The sequence below is a fragment of the Pseudomonas sp. IT-P260 genome, from assembly GCF_949768395.1.
In the GTDB taxonomy this organism is placed as follows: domain Bacteria; phylum Pseudomonadota; class Gammaproteobacteria; order Pseudomonadales; family Pseudomonadaceae; genus Aquipseudomonas; species Aquipseudomonas parakoreensis.
Genome location: NZ_CATKPO010000041.1, coordinates 97,958 through 116,356 on the forward strand (window position 1 = coordinate 97,958; position 18,399 = coordinate 116,356).

Below are 18,399 nucleotides of genomic sequence, written 5' to 3' on the forward strand. Positions count from 1 at the left end.
TGTAGGAGCCCTTAGTTTTCTTCCGTTATCTCCGGATGCTGTACGCGAAGCTGCCTTGGCCACGGAGGTCAGGTATGAGCAAGCGAATAGTTATCGTCGGTGGCGGTGTAGGTGGAACCATGCTGGCCAATCAACTGGTCGGCAAGCTGTATCCGGAAGTTCTACGCGGCGACGTCTCGATCACACTGCTGTCCAGTTCCCCCGATCATTACTACAAACCTGCGTTCATGTACGTGGCGTTCAGTCAGTTCTTCGAAGAGGAACTCAAACGTCCGGAACGCTCACTGTTGCGCCCGGAAATCAGTTTCCACGTTGAAGAAGTCACCCGTTTCGACTTTTCCGGGCAGCAATTGCGCACCCGAACCGGCAAACGCTTCGCCTATGATTTTCTGGTGATCGCCACCGGCTGCGTGCCGGCGCCGGAACGTATCGAGGGTCTGCAAGAAGCCGGCGACCACTTCTATCAATACCTTCCTGCCCGGCAACTGGCGCAACGCCTGAACACCATCGAAAAAGGCCGGATTTTCATTACCGTGTCCTTCCCGCAGACACCGAACGTCCCGCACCAATGCGGCATCGCGCCCGTGGAAACGACATTGATGCTGGATGATTTGTTGCGTCGTCGAGGCGTTCGCGAGCAAGTGGAAATCATCTACACCTACCCGACGGTTGCCCAGCTATTGCGCAATTGTCTGTTCTTGCAGCGTCCCACCGGTGAAATTCTGCCGAGCATCTTTGCCCAGAAAAACATTCAATTTCAGCGCGGCTTCACCCTGAGCCATGTGGATCCTGATGCAAAAATCGCCTACTCAATCGAGGGCGATGCGCAACCCTTCGACATTCTGATGGCGACTCCACCCATCCAGGCCGTCGAGGTCGTGCGTGAGTGCGGCATCTCACAAGCCGCCAATGATGAAGGATGGCTGCCGACCAATCACGAAACGCTGCAGGTCTACGGTCTGGAGAATGTCTACGTGATCGGCGACACCGTCGACCTGCCGGTCAGCAAGGCCGGCGGCGCCTGTCATAACCAGGCGCCGGTGATCGCCAACAACATCACCGCGCAGATCCGTCTTGGCGCACCCAACTCGGTATACGACGGTCGGGTTCAGGCGGTAGCCCAAATGGGCCTGAATGCCGGGATGCCACTCTGGTACGACTACGCCCACGATGTATTGCCGACACCCCCGACCAAATTGGGCGGTCTGCTCAGAAACGGTTTCAATCGCGGTCTTTACTGGGCGGTGGCCCGGGGAATGCTTTGACCCTGCACAGGGAGGAGTGATTGCTCATGAACATGACCGAGGAAATGTCAGCCACGCCCGGGTTCACTGCGCTGATGGCAAAACTGCAGCCGTTAATCGACGGCGGACGCCTGGAGAATATCGTCGACCTGCTTTCCCTGGTTTCCGACATCGCCGATCTGCTCGACGCGGCCATGGTGGAAAAACTCGCGCAATTGTTCGAGAGCGGCACTGCCGCCACCTGGACAGTCAGTAATGCAGTGCGCATGGCCAAAGCCGAAGTATCGGCACAGTCAGCGGCGCCGGGCACTCTGACGTTGCTCAAACTGCTGAATGAAGAGGACACACGCAAAGGCGTGGCCGTTGTCCTGAAAACCCTCAACGTCATTGGACGACAACTGTAATCCGCCAGAGAGGACCTCCTCATGAGCGCCAAACTCGAAACGGCAGGGAACGCCTGCACTCACTGGGACGCCAAGGCGTACCAGCAGTTTTCCCGCCTCAGGCAACGCCCGGTCAACGAATTGCTCGACCGTGTCGACCTGCACGACCCCAAACACATTTATGACCTGGGCTGCGGCACCGGCATTGCCACGCAGTTGCTGGCCGAGCGCTGGCCGCGAGCGCAGTTGCTGGGCGTCGACAGCTCACGGCAGATGCTTGATCAGGCCCGAAGTCTGCCGATCAACGCCCGCTGGCAAGAGTGCGACTTGCTCGACTGGCACCCCGAGCAACCCGCCGACCTGCTGCTCGCGGCGGCGGTGCTGCATTTCATTGGCGATCATCAACAACTGCTGCCGCGCCTGCTTGGTCATCTCAAGCCCGGTGGCTGTCTGGCAGCACATATGCCGGACTGGCGCGATGCCTTGTGGTATCGACTGATGCTCGACACCCTCGACGATGCCGGCCCGGGACACACCCCCATCGGCACACCAAAACTGCGCCAGCGCATGGCCGCGCGGCCGTTGTTGGCATTGGAGGATTACTACCGCTTGCTGGCGCCGCTGACCACGTCGCTGGACATCTGGGAAACCGAGCAACTGCAAGTGGTGGACGGCAAGTCGCCGGTGTACGACTGGATAAAGGTCTCGGCGTTGCGAGCGGTGATGCAGGCGCTGACGTCACCGGAGCAGGCGCGGTTTATCTACCACTTCCTGATGCGCGTGCATGAGTATTATCCGCCGGAGAAAAACGGGCAGACGCTGTTTCCGTTCAAGCGGATTTTCATTGTCGCCAGGGTTTGAAGATCAAAAGATCGTCCGATCGCGGCCCGAGCCTTCGGCAGCTCCTACTTTGGAATGTACTCCCCTGTAGGAGCTGCCGGAGGCTGCGATCTTTTGATTCTAATGTTTATTTCCGAGACTCAATCCCAAGCTCATCCCACACCGACTCCGCCAGATGGAACGTCGCATTGGCCGCCGGAATCCCGCAATAAATCGCGCTCTGCATGATCACTTCCTTGATCTCGCCCCGGCTTACGCCATTGTTCGCCGCTGCGCGCAAATGCAGTTTCAGTTCGCCTTCGCGGTTCATCCCGATCAGCATGGCGATGGTGATCAGGCTGCGGGTATGCCGCGGCAGGCCCGGGCGCGTCCAGATGTCGCCCCAGGCGTGACGGGTGATCATCTCCTGAAATTCCGAGTTGAACTCGGTCAGTGTGGTCAGGCTGCGATCGACATGCGCATCGCCCAGCACCGCACGGCGTACTTGCATGCCTTCGTCATAACGTTGTTTCTCGTCCACAAAAAATTCCTCACTGAGCGTTCAGAAACGCCAACACACGATCACTGAATGCGGCACCGGCCTGCACGTTGGACAGGTGCGCGGCATGGAACTCGGCGTACTCGGCGCCGCGCACGTGCTCTTGAATGAAATGCCCACCAGACGGTGGCGTCACCGCGTCTTCGGTGCCAGCAATCACCAGCAGCGGCAAGTTGATCGAGGCCAGTTGCTCGCGGAAATCGGCGTCGCGCACCGCCGCGCAATTGGCCGCATAACCTTCAGGCGAAGTCGCCGCGAGCATGTCGGTGATCTTCTTCGCTGCAGCCGGATTGGCCGCGGAAAAGTCCGGGGTGAACCAACGGGCAATCGACGCATCACGCAGGGCGACCATCGCCGCCGGGCCATCACGCAGCACGGTGTCAATGCGTGGATTCCACACCGACGGATCGCCAATCTTCGCCGCAGTGTTGCACACGATCAGTTTGTGCAGACGATGGCCGGCATTGATCCCCAGCCACTGACCGATCAACCCGCCCATCGACAAGCCGCAGAAATGTGCGCGTTCGATATGCAGCGCATCCAGCAGACCCAGCACGTCGCGGCCCAATTGCTCAATGCTGTACGGCCCCGGCGTCACCAGCGATTGACCGTGACCACGGGTGTCGAAACGCAGCACCCTGAAGTGCTCGGTGAACGCCGGCATCTGCGCGTCCCACATGTGCAGGTCGGTACCCAGCGAATTGGACAGCACCAGCACCGGCGCATCGACCGGGCCTTCAATGACGTAATGCAGTTCGCCATCGGCGAGTTGAACGAAAGCCACAGCCCTCTCCTTTCAGACAGACAATGCGTTATGTTCGGCCACCGCGCGCTCGACCCAGGTTTGCGCCTGGCCGAGGTAATGCGCGGGGTCGAGCAGATGATCCAGTTCGGTGCTGCTCAGTTCGGCGGTCACTTGCGGCTCGTCACCAAGTACCGCACGCAGGTGGCGCTGTTCGGCCACCGCGCGCTTGCAGCATTGTTCGAGCAAATGGTGCGCGGTGTCGCGCCCGACCCGCTGGGCGAGGACGATGCTCACCGCTTCGGCCAGCACCAGCCCTTGGGTCAACTCGAGATTGCGCGCCATGCGTTCGGCATCGACCTCCAGCCCATCGGCCAGCAGGCGCGCCTGTTGCAGCGCACCGGACACCAGGCAGCAGATGTCCGGCAGGGTTTCCCATTCGGCATGCCACAGACCGAGGCTGCGTTCGTGCTCCTGGGGCATGGCGCTGAACATTGTCGAGACCAGCCCCGGGACCCGGGTCGCCGCGCCGATCAACACCGCCGCGCCGACCGGATTGCGCTTGTGCGGCATGGTCGACGAACCGCCCTTGCCCGGCGCCGACGGTTCGAACACTTCCGCGGCTTCGGTCTGCATCAACAGACTGACGTCGCGCCCGAGTTTGCCGAGGCTGCCGGCGATCAAACCAAGCACCGCGCCGAACTCGACGATGCGATCACGCTGGGTGTGCCAAGGTTGTTCAGGCAAGGCCAATTGCAGCTCTTCGGCCAGCGCCTGCGCGATCGGCAGCGCTTGCTCGCCGAGCGCCGCAAGGGTGCCGGAAGCGCCGCCGAATTGCAGCACCAGCAGCCGTGGTTTGAGTTCGCGCAGACGCTGACGGCTGCGGGTTACCGCGCCGAGCCAACCGGCAATCTTCATCCCGAGGGTGACCGGCGTGGCGTGCTGCAGCCAGGTGCGCCCGGCCAATGGCGTCGCCGCATGCCGTTGGGCCTGAGTGGCGAGCGAATCGGCCAGCGCTGCCAGGTCGCTTTCAATCAGTGCCAGCGCCTGACGCAATTGCAGCACCAGCCCGGAATCCATCACGTCCTGACTGGTAGCCCCCAGATGCACATAGCGCTCGGCCTCGGCACTGCGTGCGGCGATCTGCTTGCCCAAGGCCTTGACCAGTGGAATCGCCGAGTTGCCGGCCGTGGCAATCGCCTCGCCCAGCGCCCCGAAGTCATACAGACCGGCATTGCAGGCGGCGGCAATCGGCGCCACGGCGGACGCCGGAATCACCCCGACCCGCGCCTCGGCCCGGGCCAGCGCCGCTTCGAAATCGAGCATCGCCTGCACCCGGCCCTGATCGCAGAACACCTCGCGCATGTCGCGGGCCGTGAAGTAGGCATCGAACAATTGATTGCCCGGTCGCTGAGTCATAAACAGTCCTTGCCGACGCGGGCCAATGCGGCCCGCGCACATCGGTTTACAGATCGTGGTGCAAGTACGCCGCCTGTTTCGGCAGGCGCAGGCTGAACAGGAACGCCACCGCCATCATCACCGTGACGTACCAGTAGAAAGCGTTTTCCATGCCCCCGGCCTTCAGGCTCAGGGCCACGTACTCGGCCGAACCGCCGAAGATCGCGTTGGCCACCGCATAGGCCAGACCGACGCCGAGGGCGCGGACTTCCGGCGGGAACATCTCGGCTTTCACCAGGCCGCTGATCGAGGTGTAGAAACTGACGATCGCCAGCGCCAAGGTGATCAGCACAAAGGCCAGAATCGGGCTGCTGATGCTTTTCAGGCTCAACAGGATCGGCACGGTGAACAGCGTGCCGAGCGCGCCGAACCAGAGCATCGAATTACGTCGGCCGATCTTGTCGGCGAGCATGCCGAACAATGGCTGCATGCACATATACAGGAACAGCGCGCCAGTCATGATGTAGCTGGCGGTCTTGGCGTGCATGCCGGCGGTGTTCACCAGGTACTTCTGCATATACGTGGTGAAGGTGTAGAAAATCAGCGAGCCACCGGCGGTGTAACCAAGCACGGTGATGAACGCGGCTTTGTGATCACGGAACAGTGCGCGGATGCTGCCGGCGTCTTTGTTCTCGCGCATTTCCTTGCTGGTGGTTTCTTTCAGCGAACGACGCAGGAACAGCGAAATCACCGCCGCCACCGCACCGACCACAAACGGAATCCGCCAGCCGTAGGCACGCAATTCATCTTCACTGAGGAACTGTTGCAGGATCACCACCAGCGACACCGCCAGCAGTTGGCCGCCGATCAGGGTCACGTACTGGAACGAGGCGAAAAAGCCGCGCTGGCCCTTGAGTGCGACTTCACTCATGTAGGTCGCGGTGGTGCCGTACTCACCGCCCACCGACAGGCCTTGCAGCAGACGCGCGAACAGCAACAGCAGCGGTGCCCAGACGCCGATGCTGGCGTAGGTCGGCAGGCAGGCGATGAGCAATGAGCCGAAGCACATCATCAGCACCGAAATCATCATCGAGGTCTTGCGGCCCTTCTTGTCCGCCAGCCGCCCGAAGATCCAGCCGCCAATCGGGCGCATCAAGAACCCGGCAGCGAACACCCCGGCCGTATTGACCAGTTGCACCGTCGGGTTGTCGGAGGGGAAAAACGCCGGGGCGAAATAGATCGCGCAGAAGGCATAGACATAGAAGTCGAACCATTCGACCAGATTGCCGGACGAGGCACCGACAATGGCGAAGATGCGCTTGCTGCGCTCCTCGCCGGTGTAATGAGCGGTGGTAGTTGTCATTGTTTTTTACTCTGAAGGGACAGGTGAGAGTCTAGACACACTTCGCAACAGTCCCGTTCCACAGATACATCCACTAGGCATTACACAGCCCCTCTTCTGAAAGAGGGCTTTTGTGGCGAGGGGATTCATCCCCGATCGAGTGCGCAGCACTCGCAAATCCGGCAGACGCGGTGTGTCAGTTTCACCGTGAACTCCGGTTTTGGGGCTGCTTCGCAGCCCATCGGGGATAAATCCCCTCACCACAAACTCACTCCACTGGAATGAGGTGCGATCAATAATCGAAGAACACCGTCTCCGCCTCAGTGCCCTGCAAAATCACATTCCACTGATAAACCCCTGCCGCATCCGGCTTCGCCAGCAACGTAGCGCGACGCTCGGCCGGCACACATTCGAGCAGCGGGTCATTGACGTTCGCCGGCTCACCTTCAAAGTAGATGCGCGTCAGCAAGTGCTTGACCAAGCCACGGGCAAACACCAGCACCACCAGATGCGGCGCCTGGGTCGTGCCCTTCAGGCCCTCGACCGTGCCCGGTTTGATCGTGGTGAAACGGAAGCGCCCTTCGGCGTCCACCGGCACCCGGCCGAAACCTTCGAAATGCGGGTCCAGCGGTTTGTCCTGCTCGTCTTCCGGGTGTGCGTACTTGCCGGCAGCGTTGGCCTGCCAGACTTCGAGCATCGCGTCGTTGACCACATCGCCGTTGCCGTCAACGACTTGGCCGGTGATCGCCACGCGCTCGCCGAGGGTTTGTTCGACCGCGAGGTTTTCGCGATTCAGCCAGGTCAGCCCGATGTGGTAGTACGGCCCGACGGTGTGGGACGTGGTGGCAGTCAGCGTCATCTTATTTCTCCATCGGCGTGGCGTCGCGGCCGCGCAAGACGATGTCCCAGCGATAGCCGAGGGCGTAGGACGGAATGGTTTTTTCCAGATCGAAAGCGGCGATCAGACGTTCCTTGGCCGAAGTGTCCGGCACGCAGTTGTAGATCGGGTCGTAGGCCAGCAGCGGGTCGCCGGGGAAATACATCTGCGTCACCAGGCGGGTGAGAATGCTCGGCCCGAACAGCGAGAAATGGATGTGCGCCGGGCGCCACGCGTTGTGGTGGTTGCCCCACGGATAGGCACCGGGCTTGATGGTCTGGAACTGATACCAGCCGTCGGCATCGGTCACGGTGCGGCCAGTGCCGGTGAAGTTCGGGTCCAGCGGCGCGTCGTGCAGATCACGTTTGTGGTTGTAGCGGCCGGCGGCGTTGGCCTGCCAGATTTCCACCAGAATCCCTGGCACCGGCAAGCCGTTTTCGTCGAGCACACGGCCGTGAATGATGATGCGCTCACCCAACGGCTCGCCGTCGTGTTGGGCGGTCAGGTCGTTGTCTTTCTCGGCGACGCGTTCGGCACCGATGGTCGGGCCGGTGATCTCCGACAACGAATGCGGCAGAAACACCAACGGCTTGGACGGCGAGCGCAGGTTGGTGGATTGATACGTCGGGTGCAGGTATTCAGGCTGGGTGCCTTCCTGCGGACGACGGTAGCCAGGCTTGTCAGTCATTTCGCTTTCCTCTGTTCTTATCAGTCGACGCGCTGCGTCAGACGCGTTCGATGGCCAGGGCCAGACCCTGCCCGACGCCGACGCACATAGTCGCCAGACCTTTCTGGCCGCCGGTCTTTTCCAGCTGATGCAGCGCCGTCAGCACCAGTCGCGCGCCGCTCATGCCCAACGGATGGCCCAAGGCAATCGCGCCACCGTTCGGGTTGACCTGTGCAGCATCGTCGGCCAGACCCAGTTCACGCAGCACCGCCAGACCCTGGCTGGCGAAGGCTTCGTTGAGTTCGATCACATCGAAATCGCTGACCGCCACGCCGAGGCGCTCGATCAGTTTGCGCACCGCCGGCACCGGGCCGATGCCCATCACCCGAGGTGCGACACCGGCGCTGGCCATACCGAGCACCTTGGCGCGGGCGGTCAGGCCGTGTTTCTTCACCGCTTCGGCAGACGCGAGAATCAGCGCAGCAGCACCGTCGTTGACCCCGGACGCGTTGCCGGCGGTGACAGTCTTGTCCGGTCCGTTGACCGGTTTGAGTTTGGTCAGCGCTTCAAGCGTGGTGTCGGCGCGCGGATGTTCGTCCTGGCTGACCACGGTTTCGCCCTTCTTGTGGGCGATCCGCACTTCTACGATTTCCTCGGCGAAGTAACCCGCAGCCTGCGCGGCGGCCGTGCGTTGCTGACTGCGCAGGGCGAACGCGTCCTGATCGGCACGCGAAACCTTATAGTCGTCAGCGACGTTGTCGGCGGTCTGCGGCATCGCATCGACGCCGTACTGGGCCTTCATCAACGGGTTGATGAAACGCCAGCCGATGGTGGTGTCTTCCAGCTTCATGTTGCGCGAGAACGCTGCGTCCGCCTTGCCCATCACGAACGGCGCACGGGACATCGACTCGACGCCACCGGCAATCGCCAGCTCCATCTCGCCGCTGGCAATGGCGCGGAACGCAGTACCAATCGCGTCCATGCCCGAGGCACACAGACGGTTGAGGGTCACGCCCGGCACGCTCTCCGGCAGACCGGCCAGCAACAGCGCCATGCGCGCCACGTTACGGTTGTCTTCGCCGGCCTGGTTGGCGCAGCCGAGGAACACTTCATCGATTGCATTCCAGTCCACCGACGGATTGCGTTCCATCAGCGCCTTGATCGGCACAGCGGCCAGATCGTCGGCACGGACGGCGGCCAGTCCACCGCCGAAGCGGCCGATGGGCGTACGAATCGCATCGCAGATATACACGTCACGCATCATGCTTCTCCCGGTGCCTGGCCGTGGGCGGCGGCAGTGCGCGCTTCGAGATCGCGCAGTGCAGTCAGTTCGGTCTCGGTCGGTGCCGCCGTGGTTTCCACGTTGTCGGCAAAGCGAATCGCCCAACCGGTGGCGGCGACCACTTGCTCGCGGGTCACGCCCGGATGCAGTGCGGTGACCACGAATTCGTGGGTGCCCGCTTCCGGCTCCATGATGCACAGGTCGGTGATGATCCCGACCGGACCGGCACCCGGCAGGCCCAGACGCTTGCGCGAATCGCCGCCCTCGCCGTGACCGACCGAGGTAATGAAGTCGAGCTTGTCGACGAACGAGCGCGCCGACTGCTTGAGGATAATCAACACGCTCTTCGCCGAACCGGCGATTTCCGGCGCGCCACCGGCACCCGGCAGGCGCACTTTCGGCGCGTGATAGTCGCCGACCACAGTGGTGTTGATGTTGCCGAAACGGTCGACCTGCGCGGCGCCGAGAAACCCGACGTCGATGCGCCCACCCTGCAGCCAATAGCGAAAAATCTCACCGGTCGGTACCACGGTGTCGGCGGTCTCCGCCAGTTCACCATCACCGATCGACAGCGGCAGCACGCTCGGCTTGGCGCCAATCGGACCCGATTCGTAGATCAGCACCACGTCCGGCGACGACGTCAGGCGCGCAAGGTTGGCGGCTTTCGACGGCAGGCCGATGCCGACGAAGCACACCGAGCCGTTCTTCAGGCGCCGGGCCGCAGCGACGGTCATCATTTCATTGGTGGTGTAAGTCATTACTTGGCCTCCGAAGCAGCGGCCAACTTGGCCTGGAACGCGCTGAAGTCAGCGCAGCCATGGATGTATTCGTTGATCCACGCGGTAAACGTCTCACGGTCGCGGGCGATCGGATCCCACGCCTGATAGAAGCGATTGTCACGCTCGGTGTAACCGTGAGCGTAGGACGGATGCGCGCCGCCGGGTACGTGGCAAACCGCGCTCAAGGCCCAGGTCGGCAGCACGCAAGCGTTCATTGGTGCGTTGAGGTTGTCGACGATTTCCTCGACGGTGACGATGCAGCGCTTGGCCGCCAGTGCCGCTTCTTTCTGCACCCCGAGAATGCCCCACAACAGCACGTTGCCTTGGCGGTCGGCTTTCTGCGCGTGGATCACGGTCACGTCCGGACGCACCGACGGCACCGCGGCCAGCACTTCACCGGTGAACGGGCAGGTCACGGATTTGATCAGCGGGTTGACCTTCGGCAGGTCGGAACCGGCGTAGGCCCGCAGCACCGCGAACGGCAGGCCGGAAGCGCCGGCAACGTAGGCGTTGGCCAGGTCGGCGTGGCTGTGTTCTTCGATTTCCAGGGCATGCGGCCATTGTTTCTCGACCGCATCGCGCAGACGGTGCAGCGAACCCACGCCGGGGTTGCCGCCCCAGGAAAAGATCAGCTTGCGTGCACAACCGGCACCGATCAGTTGGTCGTAGATCAGGTCAGGCGTCATCCGCACCAGGGTCAGATCTTTCTTGCCCTGACGAATGATTTCATGACCCGCCGCCGTAGGGATCAGGTGAGTGAAGCCTTCGAGCGCGACGGTGTCGCCGTCGTTGACGAATTGCTTCACCGCGTCGTGCAGCGAAAGGATCTCAGCCATGGAGCAGGCTCCCGTTTTTGTAGTGAATCGCCAGTGAGAAAAAGGCGCGAGGTTCAGCGCCGGAGTCACTGCAGATTAAGCCGCTGAAAATCGCCAAACAATCCGATAATCGACTGAGTGTTCGTTTATCGAACGGATTGTTGTCACCCTATCGTTCCGTGTTGACCGCCAAAAGATCGCAGCCTGCGGCAGCTCCTACAGGGTTACGCGTTCACATGTAGGAGCTGCCGAAGGCTGCGATCTTTTCGCTTTACATCGAAATATCAGGTCGCATCCGCATGACTGACCACACCTTTGATTACCACCGCCGTCGTCGCCAACGCCGCCGGAATCACCAGCGCCGTCAGCACCTGTTCGAAGTTCCAGCCCAACCCCAGCAACGTCGCGCCCATCCACGCCCCGAGAATCGCGCCGAACCGGCCAATCCCGAGCATCCACGACACCCCGGTCGCCCGCCCTTGCGTCGGATAAAACCGCGCCGCCAGCGAAGGCATCGCCGATTGCGCACCGTTGACGCACATCCCCGCCACCAGCACCAGGGTCGCCAGCAATGTGATATTGCCCAGGCTCTGCCCCACCGCGTAGGCAAACACCCCGGCCAGCAGGTAGAACGTGCCGATGACCTTGTGCGGATTGAAGCGATCCATCGCCCAGCCGACAGCGACCGCGCTCAACACCCCGCCGAACTGGAACAACGCGCCGATAAACGCCGCCTGCTCCATGCTCGCGCCGCTGTCACGCATCAGAGTCGGCAGCCAACTGGTCAGCAGATAGACGATGACCAGGCCCATGAAGTAGGTCAGCCACAGCAACAAAGTGCCGACACTGTAAGTGCCGGAGAAAATCACCGCGAAGACGTTGCGCGCCTTGACGGTTTTCTGCTCCGGAACGCTGAAACTCGAGGCTTGCGCCACGGCGACCGGATCGATTGGCGACAGGGTCTTGCGCACTTTGTCGGTGCCGCGATTGCGCACCACCAGATAACGCGCCGACTCCGGCAGCCAGAACAGCAGCACCACCGCGAGGATCAGCGGCAGGATCCCGCCGATCAGCAGCAGGCTGTGCCAGCCGAACGCCGGGATCAATTTGGCGGAGATGAAACCGCCGCCGGCCATGCCGAGGTTGAAGCCACAGAACATGCTGGTCACCAGCAATGACTTTTTGCGCTCCGGGGTGTATTCCGAGAGCAGCGTGGTGGCGTTGGGCATGCCGGCGCCCAGGCCGAGACCGGTCAGAAAACGCAACACCAGCAATTGCTCGACGTTGGTGCTGTAGGCCGAGGCCAGGCTGAAAGCGCCGAACAGCAGCACCGCGCCGACCAGCACCACTTTGCGCCCGAAACGGTCAGCCAGAGGGCCCGAACCCAGAGCGCCAAAGACCATGCCGATCAACGCGGCACTCATCACCGGGCCAAGGCTGGCGCGGTCGATGCCCCAGTCCTGGGACAGCGCCGGGGAGATAAAGCCCATCGCCGCTGTGTCGAGGCCATCGAGAAACACAATCAGGAAACACAGGATCACCACCCGCCACTGATAGCGCGAGATCGGTTGGGCATTGATGAAGGTCTGCACGTCGAGGCAGTTACCTACAGCGGACTGAGGCTGGTTCATTATTTTTATTCCACGCAAAAAACGCAGTCGAACGGCGGCCGGCCAGAGAGCGGCACGGTCACAAGAATAGAAGGTCGGGATCAGGCGTTGCGGTGAATCCGGCAACAGGGAACGGAGCTGAGACAGTCGGGGAGCATGCGCATGGTGAGTTGCCTCTTGTCATTATTATGGGAGTCGACAATCCGGCAGGCTCATTCATATCGGCGCCGGATGACGCTGCCGCGACATTAATGATCCGAGGGTTTTAGCGTCAATTCGATAAACGCAACACTGTGCGTTTATCGAACAGCTTCATCAGGCGAACAGTTGTGCGCTGAGGTCGCGGCTGGCGCTGAGCAGGCCCGGCAGGAATCGTTGTTCCAGCTCGGTGCGGCTGACGCGGCCGGCGTGGGTACTGACGTTGAGCGCCGCCACCACTTGGCCCGATGCATCGTAGACCGGCACCGCAATCGAGCGCAGGCCCTGCTCCAGCTCCTGATCGACGATGCACCAGCCCTGTTGCCGCACTTCCTGCAGGCATGCGAGCAGACTTTCCGGGGTATGCAGGGTGCGGCTGGTCTTGGCCACCAGTTCGGCATGGTCTAAGTATTCGCGCAACGAAGTGTCGTCCAGCGCCGCCAGCAGGATACGGCCCATCGAGGTGCAATAGGCCGGCAGACGCCCGCCCACCGACAGATCCACCGAGATCAGCCGTTGCGTGGTCGCCGAACGGGCGATGTACAGAATGTCGTCACCTTCGAGCGTGGCCATGTTGCAGGCTTCGTGCAGTTGCTCGCTCATGCGGTCGAGGTACGGCTGGGCCGAGACCGCCAGCGGCGTCGACGACAGATACGCGTGGCCGAGGGTCAGCACTTTGGGCAACAACGAGTAAGTACGGCCATCAGTGGTGGCGTAACCCAGTTTGATCAAGGTGTGCAGACAACGGCGCACGGCGGCGCGGGGTATTTCCGTGCGATGGCTGATCTGGGCGATGGTCAGGTGCCGCTTGCGCTCCTGAAACGCCTGCACCACCGCCAGGCCACGGGCCAGCGAGGTCATGAAATCCGGATCGCCCGTCAGCGCCTGGATACGCTTGGCAGGCGACGCGACGATCGGCGGCGCCACGGAGGTGAAGGAGTTGCGCATTTGATCGTTCATTTTTTGTCCTTTTTTCCGGCACGGATCAATGGCCATACAAGCGGCTCGCCGGCAAATGCACAAGGACCGGGACGCCAAGATTGGGCGATTATCGAACCGTCGACCGATTATCGCAATCCGCGGCGCAGGCTCTTCATGGTTTGCCTGATTGACCATGGAACGGGTTAATCCAACTTTCCATCGTGCGTTAGTTGTTCGACTTAATGGCGTCAGAAACACAACACTGAGCGCATAAAGGTTTCAGCGGATTTCAACTAGCGATAAAAATTGTCAGTCACAAAAACAATCACACATCCGGAACCGTTTTTAACTTGGCAAAGATAGTCAATCCCGAATCGACCGCTATAATGCCTCTCAGTGGGGCCGGTTTATTCACCGAAGCCGCCACCTGCCGAAGCGATGCCAATCGCCGACAGCTCCGGCCAGCGCTGACGCGCATGACTCATGCAACGACAGCGCCCGCTGAAACAGGCAACTGATGCTGCGTCAGTTTTAATCTGGTGTCGCAGCCGCCTGCAACATGGAAGTCTTGACCGCCCTGCCGATAACTCCAATGCCTTTACGGGCATGACCTTTCGGTGGACGCGCTCAATCGACTCGTTGCCGTGCGTTTCACCAGACATTCATCTCAACTCAAACAGGTAGCACTGTGACGAAAGACGAACTGCGCGCGGAACTTGAGCGCCAGGAACAACGTTACAAGGAAGTTTACGGCGGGGAAGTCACCACCTACGCCGCTCAACCGGAACCGGAACGCAAAGCATGGCGTAAACGCCCCACTGTTCAGGATCAGGTTTTCCAGCAAGAACTGAAAAAGATGGAAGAAGAACTCAAAACCGAAGAGCCATGAACCGGCGATTGTGAGTTTTTCGAGGGTCTGCGTCGCCACCGGCTACAAGCGCGGTGACCCGACAATGCCTTGCGCGCCCGCTATCCGCGGGCAGCGGCCACCTCCCCCGTGTTGCGCGGGAAAGGAGCGTGTCTGACTCGTTTCAGAGATATTTCACACAAGCGTTTGAGGCCCTCGCGCACTCGACGAAACGCCTGCTGCCTGAAGGTTTTTTCAAAAGAATCAAACACTTGAAAAACCCTGCAACACGCTCGGGCTTTGCACCTTGCAACAATTTAATTCGACATTGATTGCTACCGATGAGCAGGTAGGGGATCGATTTCCAGTCTTTTCTGGCATAATCGCGCCCCCTTATGACCGGGTCAGAAAACCTTCATGATCGATTTATTCAGCGGACTGGATGCTTGGGTGCTTGTGAGCCTCTTGCTCGCCCTGACGTTTGTCCTCGCCTTCGAGTTCATCAATGGATTTCATGACACCGCTAACGCGGTAGCCACTGTTATCTACACCAAAGCCATGCCGCCTCACCTGGCGGTGTTCTTCTCCGGTGTGTTCAACTTCCTCGGCGTGTTGCTGGGCGGCGTTGGCGTGGCGTATGCCATTGTTCACCTGCTGCCGGTAGAACTGCTGATCAATGTGAACACCGGCCATGGCCTGGCAATGGTGTTCTCGTTGCTCGCCGCGGCGATCACCTGGAACCTGGGCACCTGGTACTTCGGTATCCCGGCCTCCAGTTCCCACACCCTGATCGGCTCGATCCTTGGCGTTGGCCTGGCCAACGCCCTGATCAACAACATCCCGCTGGCCGACGGCGTGAACTGGCAGAAAGCGATCGACATCGGCGCCTCGCTGGTGTTCTCGCCAATGGCCGGCTTCCTGATCGCCGCGCTGATCCTGATCGGCCTGAAGTGGTGGCGCCCGCTGTCGAAGATGCACAAGACCCCGGAACAGCGCCGCAAGATCGACGACAAGAAACATCCGCCGTTCTGGAACCGCCTGGTCCTGGTGATCTCGGCCATGGCCGTGAGCTTTGTGCACGGCTCCAATGATGGCCAGAAAGGCATCGGCCTGATCATGCTGGTGTTGATCGGTATCGTGCCTGCGCAGTTCGTCCTCGACCTGAGCAGTACCACTTACCAGATCGAACGCACCCGTGATGCGACCCTGCACCTGAGCCAGTTCTACAAGCGCAATGCCGACTCCCTGGGCGAATTCCTGGCCCTGGGCAAAAGCGTTGAAGGCGACCTGCCGGAGAAATTCCGCTGCAACCCGCAGCAGACCGAACCGACCATCAACGCCCTGCTCGATACGCTTAAAGGTGTAGCGGACTACCATTCGCTCTCCTCGGAAAGCCGCATCGAAGTGCGTCGCTACCTGCTGTGCCTGGACGACACCGCGAAGAAAGTCGGCAAGCTGCCAGGCCTGGAAGCGCGTGAAAAGGCTGACCTGGACAAACTGCGCAAAGACCTGACCACCACCACCGAATACGCCCCGTTCTGGGTGATTCTGGCGGTCGCGCTGGCCTTGGGCCTGGGCACCATGGTTGGCTGGAAACGCGTGGTACTGACCATCGGCGAGAAGATCGGCAAGCAAGGCATGACCTATTCCCAGGGCATGTCGGCGCAGATCACCACCGCGAGTCTGATCGGCATGGCCAACATCTTCAGTCTGCCGGTATCGACCACCCACGTGCTGTCCTCGGGCGTGGCCGGCACCATGGTCGCCAACAAGAGCGGCCTGCAGGGTGGGACTGTTCGTACCATTTTGCTGGCGTGGGTGCTGACCTTGCCGGCGACGGTGGCGTTGTCGGCTGGGTTGTTCTGGTTGGCATCCAAAGCGCTGGGTAGCTGATAGACCGCTGCACATGAGAAAGGCGTGATTCGTGAGGATCGCGCCTTTTTTTTGGGTTTGGATTTGTGAGCATATCCGTTGCTGCGGTAACGGCTGCTGGCGGTTTCGCTCTTACAGCGAGTCACCTTTTCCAGACGCCGAAAAGGTAACCCAAAAGGCTTTGCCCCGGCGTACGGCACTTCGCTGAGGCTCAGTGTTCCCTCGCTACGGTGTCCATCCGGGGGCATCGCCTACGGTTTGCTTCGCTGCACCTCCTCTCGATGTATGCGGCTTCGCCGCATGACGCTGCGCGCCTCCCCCCGGATGGACACCTTCGCTCGGCCTGCCGAAGGGGCTGAAGATCAAAAGCCAGATCAAGAGCCAAAGCCAAAGCCAAAGCCAAAGCAGATCAAAAGATCGCAGCCTTCGGCAGCTCCTACATGGGATTGGGTGCTTTCAGTTGGAGTTTGGTCGGCTGTCAGGCCGCCTTCGCGAGCAGGCTCGCTCCTACAACTTTATTCGTGCACACCCCATGCGGCGAAGCCGCCCCACTCAACACGATGAGCGTTAGCTCGAGTACCGCTTTTGATCTGAGGGCCCGTCGGCAGGCTGAGTGGAGGGATTTATCCGGGGGTGGGAGCGCAGCGACCGTTTGGCGCAGCCAAACACAGCGAGAGGAGGTGCAGCGAAGCAAACCGTAGGCGCTGCCCCCCGGATGAATCCCGCAGCGAAGGAACCCGAGCCTAAGCGAGGGCCGAACGTCAGGGTAAAGCCTTTTGGGTTACCTTTTCGGCGTTTGGAAAAGGTGACCCGCCGTAAGGGCGGAACCGTAATAAGCAACACCCGCAGCAACGGATATTCACACCCAACAACCCACAACATGGTCGGCCCAAAGGCCGCCAAGAACACAAAAAAAAGGGCAACCGAAGTCGCCCAAAATGCCTTGCGTGCTCATTCAATCCAGAAAGGACTACTTCTTGCGCTTATGCGCATCCTTCCAGATAAAAAATCCAAACCCTGCAAAAAACAGAACCATGAGACCTACGGTCAGAACCCCGGCAAACACCACGTTATCGAAAAACATGACTGTGGCCTCCTGGCCCCTGCTTTGCTGCGATGGAGCTAAGTTAACCAATCGCGCAGGCGCAGAAATTGACCAGGATCAAGTCCGGTCAACACAGAGGATAAAGGCGGGAAAATAACTGACCTGCATCAAAGGATGCAGGGGACGATCAACGCTTTTTCGGTTTCTTTTTCGGCTTTTTCTGGGTTTTTCCCAACGGCATGGCCTGCTCGAAGGCCTTGCGCACTTCGTTCAGCCGCTTTTCGTTGAGATCATGCACACGCTTGGCGCGTTCAGTGCCGAGGTCGATCAGTTTTTCATCTTGGCTCATGGCGTTCAGCGCATCACTTGAAGAAAACACAACTGCCGCATCAGCGGCAGGGCTGCGCCAATCATGCAGCCTGACACCAGCACCCGACAACAATTCGTGTAAATCGGCGGACTCAGATCTCGATATCGACCCACAAGCCCTGGCGCGGCTGGTCTTCCATCAGCGGCACCACCGGCACGGTGTTGTCGGCATTCAGCTCGGTACCCGGCACGGCCAGATGCTCCTCCGGGTCTTCATCGGCTTCGCGACGGCGCCGATCACGTTCCTGCTGACGGCGCTGTTCCTCGCGCGCCAGCAGACGATCCTCTTCCGGGTCGCGCTTTTGCAGGTCGATCGTGCTTTCGTTGGAGCTTTCCTGCACCGGCACCACCGGAGGAATGTCCGGCCGCTGGCGAATCGGATCCTGCTGGGAAGTGATCGGCACAGCGCTCAGGGGGAGCATCGGTGGCAGCATATAAAGGGTCTCCTGTCATCAGGCTATCGGCTGCGGCAAAGGCGCCTTGAGCCATCCGTCGCAAATCTGTGATCGGGTTGGCACTGCAGGAGCTGCCGAAGGCTGCGATCTTTTAATGGGACAACGTAGAACTCAGGTGTTTCCGTAGATCAAAAGATCGCAGCCTGCGGCAGCTCCTACCCAGTAATCTTTGGCC

Annotated in this window: 19 protein-coding genes; 5 read left to right on the forward strand and 14 right to left on the reverse strand. The window is 60.7% G+C overall.

What is annotated here, in order from left to right:
• Positions 1–74: 74 nt before the first annotated feature.
• Genes ACM6HV_RS21560 through ACM6HV_RS21570 form a run of 3 tightly spaced genes read left to right on the forward strand, consistent with a single transcriptional unit; the run spans position 75 to position 2,488 of the window.
• On the forward strand, positions 75–1,265 hold the full coding sequence (locus ACM6HV_RS21560; protein WP_145593392.1) for an FAD/NAD(P)-binding oxidoreductase: 1,191 nt from the start codon (positions 75–77) through the stop codon (positions 1,263–1,265).
• Positions 1,266–1,291: 26 nt separating this feature from the next.
• The gene (locus ACM6HV_RS21565; protein ID WP_145593393.1) at positions 1,292–1,648 is read left to right on the forward strand and encodes a hypothetical protein; all 357 of its coding nucleotides are present in this window, start codon (positions 1,292–1,294) and stop codon (positions 1,646–1,648) included.
• 21 nt (positions 1,649–1,669) lie between these two features.
• Positions 1,670–2,488, forward strand: a complete 819-nt coding sequence (locus ACM6HV_RS21570) for a methyltransferase domain-containing protein (protein ID WP_145593394.1) — start codon at positions 1,670–1,672, stop codon at positions 2,486–2,488.
• A 106-nt stretch (positions 2,489–2,594) separates the two neighbouring features.
• Here ACM6HV_RS21570 and pcaC read toward each other — a convergent pair whose 3' ends face one another.
• The 11 genes from pcaC to pcaR all read right to left on the reverse strand — a co-directional run bounded on the left by pcaC (position 2,595) and on the right by pcaR (position 13,675).
• Positions 2,595–2,987, reverse strand: a complete 393-nt coding sequence (gene pcaC, locus ACM6HV_RS21575) for a 4-carboxymuconolactone decarboxylase (protein ID WP_145593395.1) — start codon at positions 2,985–2,987, stop codon at positions 2,595–2,597.
• A 10-nt stretch (positions 2,988–2,997) separates the two neighbouring features.
• Positions 2,998–3,789, reverse strand: a complete 792-nt coding sequence (pcaD, locus tag ACM6HV_RS21580; protein WP_414905249.1) for a 3-oxoadipate enol-lactonase — start codon at positions 3,787–3,789, stop codon at positions 2,998–3,000.
• Between the two features lie 12 nt (positions 3,790–3,801).
• On the reverse strand, positions 3,802–5,166 hold the full coding sequence (locus ACM6HV_RS21585) for a 3-carboxy-cis,cis-muconate cycloisomerase (protein ID WP_414905250.1): 1,365 nt from the start codon (positions 5,164–5,166) through the stop codon (positions 3,802–3,804).
• A 46-nt stretch (positions 5,167–5,212) separates the two neighbouring features.
• Positions 5,213–6,508 carry an MFS family transporter gene (locus ACM6HV_RS21590; RefSeq protein ID WP_414905251.1) on the reverse strand — a complete coding sequence of 432 codons (1,296 nt, stop codon included), beginning with the start codon at positions 6,506–6,508 and terminating at the stop codon, positions 5,213–5,215.
• A gap of 271 nt (positions 6,509–6,779) precedes the next feature.
• Positions 6,780–7,346, reverse strand: coding sequence for a protocatechuate 3,4-dioxygenase subunit alpha (pcaG, locus tag ACM6HV_RS21595; protein ID WP_047292153.1), 567 nt, complete (start codon positions 7,344–7,346; stop codon positions 6,780–6,782).
• Position 7,347: 1 nt separating this feature from the next.
• The gene (pcaH, locus tag ACM6HV_RS21600; RefSeq protein WP_027614394.1) at positions 7,348–8,052 is read right to left on the reverse strand and encodes a protocatechuate 3,4-dioxygenase subunit beta; all 705 of its coding nucleotides are present in this window, start codon (positions 8,050–8,052) and stop codon (positions 7,348–7,350) included.
• Positions 8,053–8,089: 37 nt separating this feature from the next.
• A complete protein-coding gene (gene pcaF, locus ACM6HV_RS21605) occupies positions 8,090–9,295 on the reverse strand; it encodes a 3-oxoadipyl-CoA thiolase (protein WP_414905252.1) in 1,206 nt (401 codons plus the stop codon).
• On the reverse strand, positions 9,292–10,071 hold the full coding sequence (locus ACM6HV_RS21610) for a CoA-transferase subunit beta (RefSeq protein ID WP_095667332.1): 780 nt from the start codon (positions 10,069–10,071) through the stop codon (positions 9,292–9,294). Before ACM6HV_RS21610 ends, pcaF begins: the two co-directional genes overlap by 4 nt.
• Positions 10,071–10,928 (reverse strand): CoA transferase subunit A, encoded by an 858-nt coding sequence (locus tag ACM6HV_RS21615; protein ID WP_041070518.1) that lies wholly within the window; start codon positions 10,926–10,928, stop codon positions 10,071–10,073. The genes ACM6HV_RS21610 and ACM6HV_RS21615 overlap by 1 nt, the downstream gene beginning before the upstream one ends.
• Positions 10,929–11,191: 263 nt before the next feature.
• A complete protein-coding gene (locus ACM6HV_RS21620; protein WP_414905253.1) occupies positions 11,192–12,538 on the reverse strand; it encodes an MFS transporter in 1,347 nt (448 codons plus the stop codon).
• Between the two features lie 294 nt (positions 12,539–12,832).
• Entirely contained in the window at positions 12,833–13,675 is an 843-nt protein-coding gene (gene pcaR / locus ACM6HV_RS21625) for a pca regulon transcriptional regulator PcaR (protein ID WP_041070522.1), read from the reverse strand.
• Between the two features lie 649 nt (positions 13,676–14,324).
• On the opposite strand from pcaR, the gene ACM6HV_RS21630 reads away from it, so the two are divergent.
• Both ACM6HV_RS21630 and ACM6HV_RS21635 read left to right on the forward strand, forming a co-directional pair.
• Positions 14,325–14,525, forward strand: a complete 201-nt coding sequence (locus tag ACM6HV_RS21630; RefSeq protein ID WP_003222398.1) for a hypothetical protein — start codon at positions 14,325–14,327, stop codon at positions 14,523–14,525.
• 375 nt (positions 14,526–14,900) lie between these two features.
• Positions 14,901–16,376, forward strand: coding sequence for an inorganic phosphate transporter (locus tag ACM6HV_RS21635; protein WP_007963152.1), 1,476 nt, complete (start codon positions 14,901–14,903; stop codon positions 16,374–16,376).
• A gap of 949 nt (positions 16,377–17,325) precedes the next feature.
• Here the strand turns inward: ACM6HV_RS21635 and ccoM are convergent.
• The 3 genes from ccoM to ACM6HV_RS21650 form a co-directional block, all read right to left on the reverse strand.
• Positions 17,326–17,439 carry a cytochrome c oxidase subunit CcoM gene (gene ccoM / locus ACM6HV_RS21640; protein WP_041070550.1) on the reverse strand — a complete coding sequence of 38 codons (114 nt, stop codon included), beginning with the start codon at positions 17,437–17,439 and terminating at the stop codon, positions 17,326–17,328.
• Between the two features lie 148 nt (positions 17,440–17,587).
• Positions 17,588–17,842, reverse strand: a complete 255-nt coding sequence (locus ACM6HV_RS21645; protein WP_131669914.1) for a hypothetical protein — start codon at positions 17,840–17,842, stop codon at positions 17,588–17,590.
• A gap of 19 nt (positions 17,843–17,861) precedes the next feature.
• Entirely contained in the window at positions 17,862–18,203 is a 342-nt protein-coding gene (locus ACM6HV_RS21650; RefSeq protein WP_003222394.1) for a hypothetical protein, read from the reverse strand.
• Positions 18,204–18,399 lie beyond the last annotated feature (196 nt).

Coding starts and splice junctions, on each gene's coding strand:
- ACM6HV_RS21560 (WP_145593392.1), top strand. CDS start 75: ATGAGCAAGCGAATAGTTATCGTCGGTGGCGGTGTAGGTGGAACCATG.
- ACM6HV_RS21565 (WP_145593393.1), top strand. CDS start 1,292: ATGAACATGACCGAGGAAATGTCAGCCACGCCCGGGTTCACTGCGCTG.
- ACM6HV_RS21570 (WP_145593394.1), top strand. CDS start 1,670: ATGAGCGCCAAACTCGAAACGGCAGGGAACGCCTGCACTCACTGGGAC.
- ACM6HV_RS21585 (WP_414905250.1), bottom strand. CDS start 5,166: ATGACTCAGCGACCGGGCAATCAATTGTTCGATGCCTACTTCACGGCC.
- ACM6HV_RS21590 (WP_414905251.1), bottom strand. CDS start 6,508: ATGACAACTACCACCGCTCATTACACCGGCGAGGAGCGCAGCAAGCGC.
- pcaG (WP_047292153.1), bottom strand. CDS start 7,346: ATGACGCTGACTGCCACCACGTCCCACACCGTCGGGCCGTACTACCAC.
- pcaH (WP_027614394.1), bottom strand. CDS start 8,052: ATGACTGACAAGCCTGGCTACCGTCGTCCGCAGGAAGGCACCCAGCCT.
- pcaF (WP_414905252.1), bottom strand. CDS start 9,295: ATGATGCGTGACGTGTATATCTGCGATGCGATTCGTACGCCCATCGGC.
- ACM6HV_RS21610 (WP_095667332.1), bottom strand. CDS start 10,071: ATGACTTACACCACCAATGAAATGATGACCGTCGCTGCGGCCCGGCGC.
- ACM6HV_RS21615 (WP_041070518.1), bottom strand. CDS start 10,928: ATGGCTGAGATCCTTTCGCTGCACGACGCGGTGAAGCAATTCGTCAAC.
- ACM6HV_RS21620 (WP_414905253.1), bottom strand. CDS start 12,538: ATGAACCAGCCTCAGTCCGCTGTAGGTAACTGCCTCGACGTGCAGACC.
- pcaR (WP_041070522.1), bottom strand. CDS start 13,675: ATGAACGATCAAATGCGCAACTCCTTCACCTCCGTGGCGCCGCCGATC.
- ACM6HV_RS21635 (WP_007963152.1), top strand. CDS start 14,901: ATGATCGATTTATTCAGCGGACTGGATGCTTGGGTGCTTGTGAGCCTC.
- ccoM (WP_041070550.1), bottom strand. CDS start 17,439: ATGTTTTTCGATAACGTGGTGTTTGCCGGGGTTCTGACCGTAGGTCTC.
- ACM6HV_RS21650 (WP_003222394.1), bottom strand. CDS start 18,203: ATGCTGCCACCGATGCTCCCCCTGAGCGCTGTGCCGATCACTTCCCAG.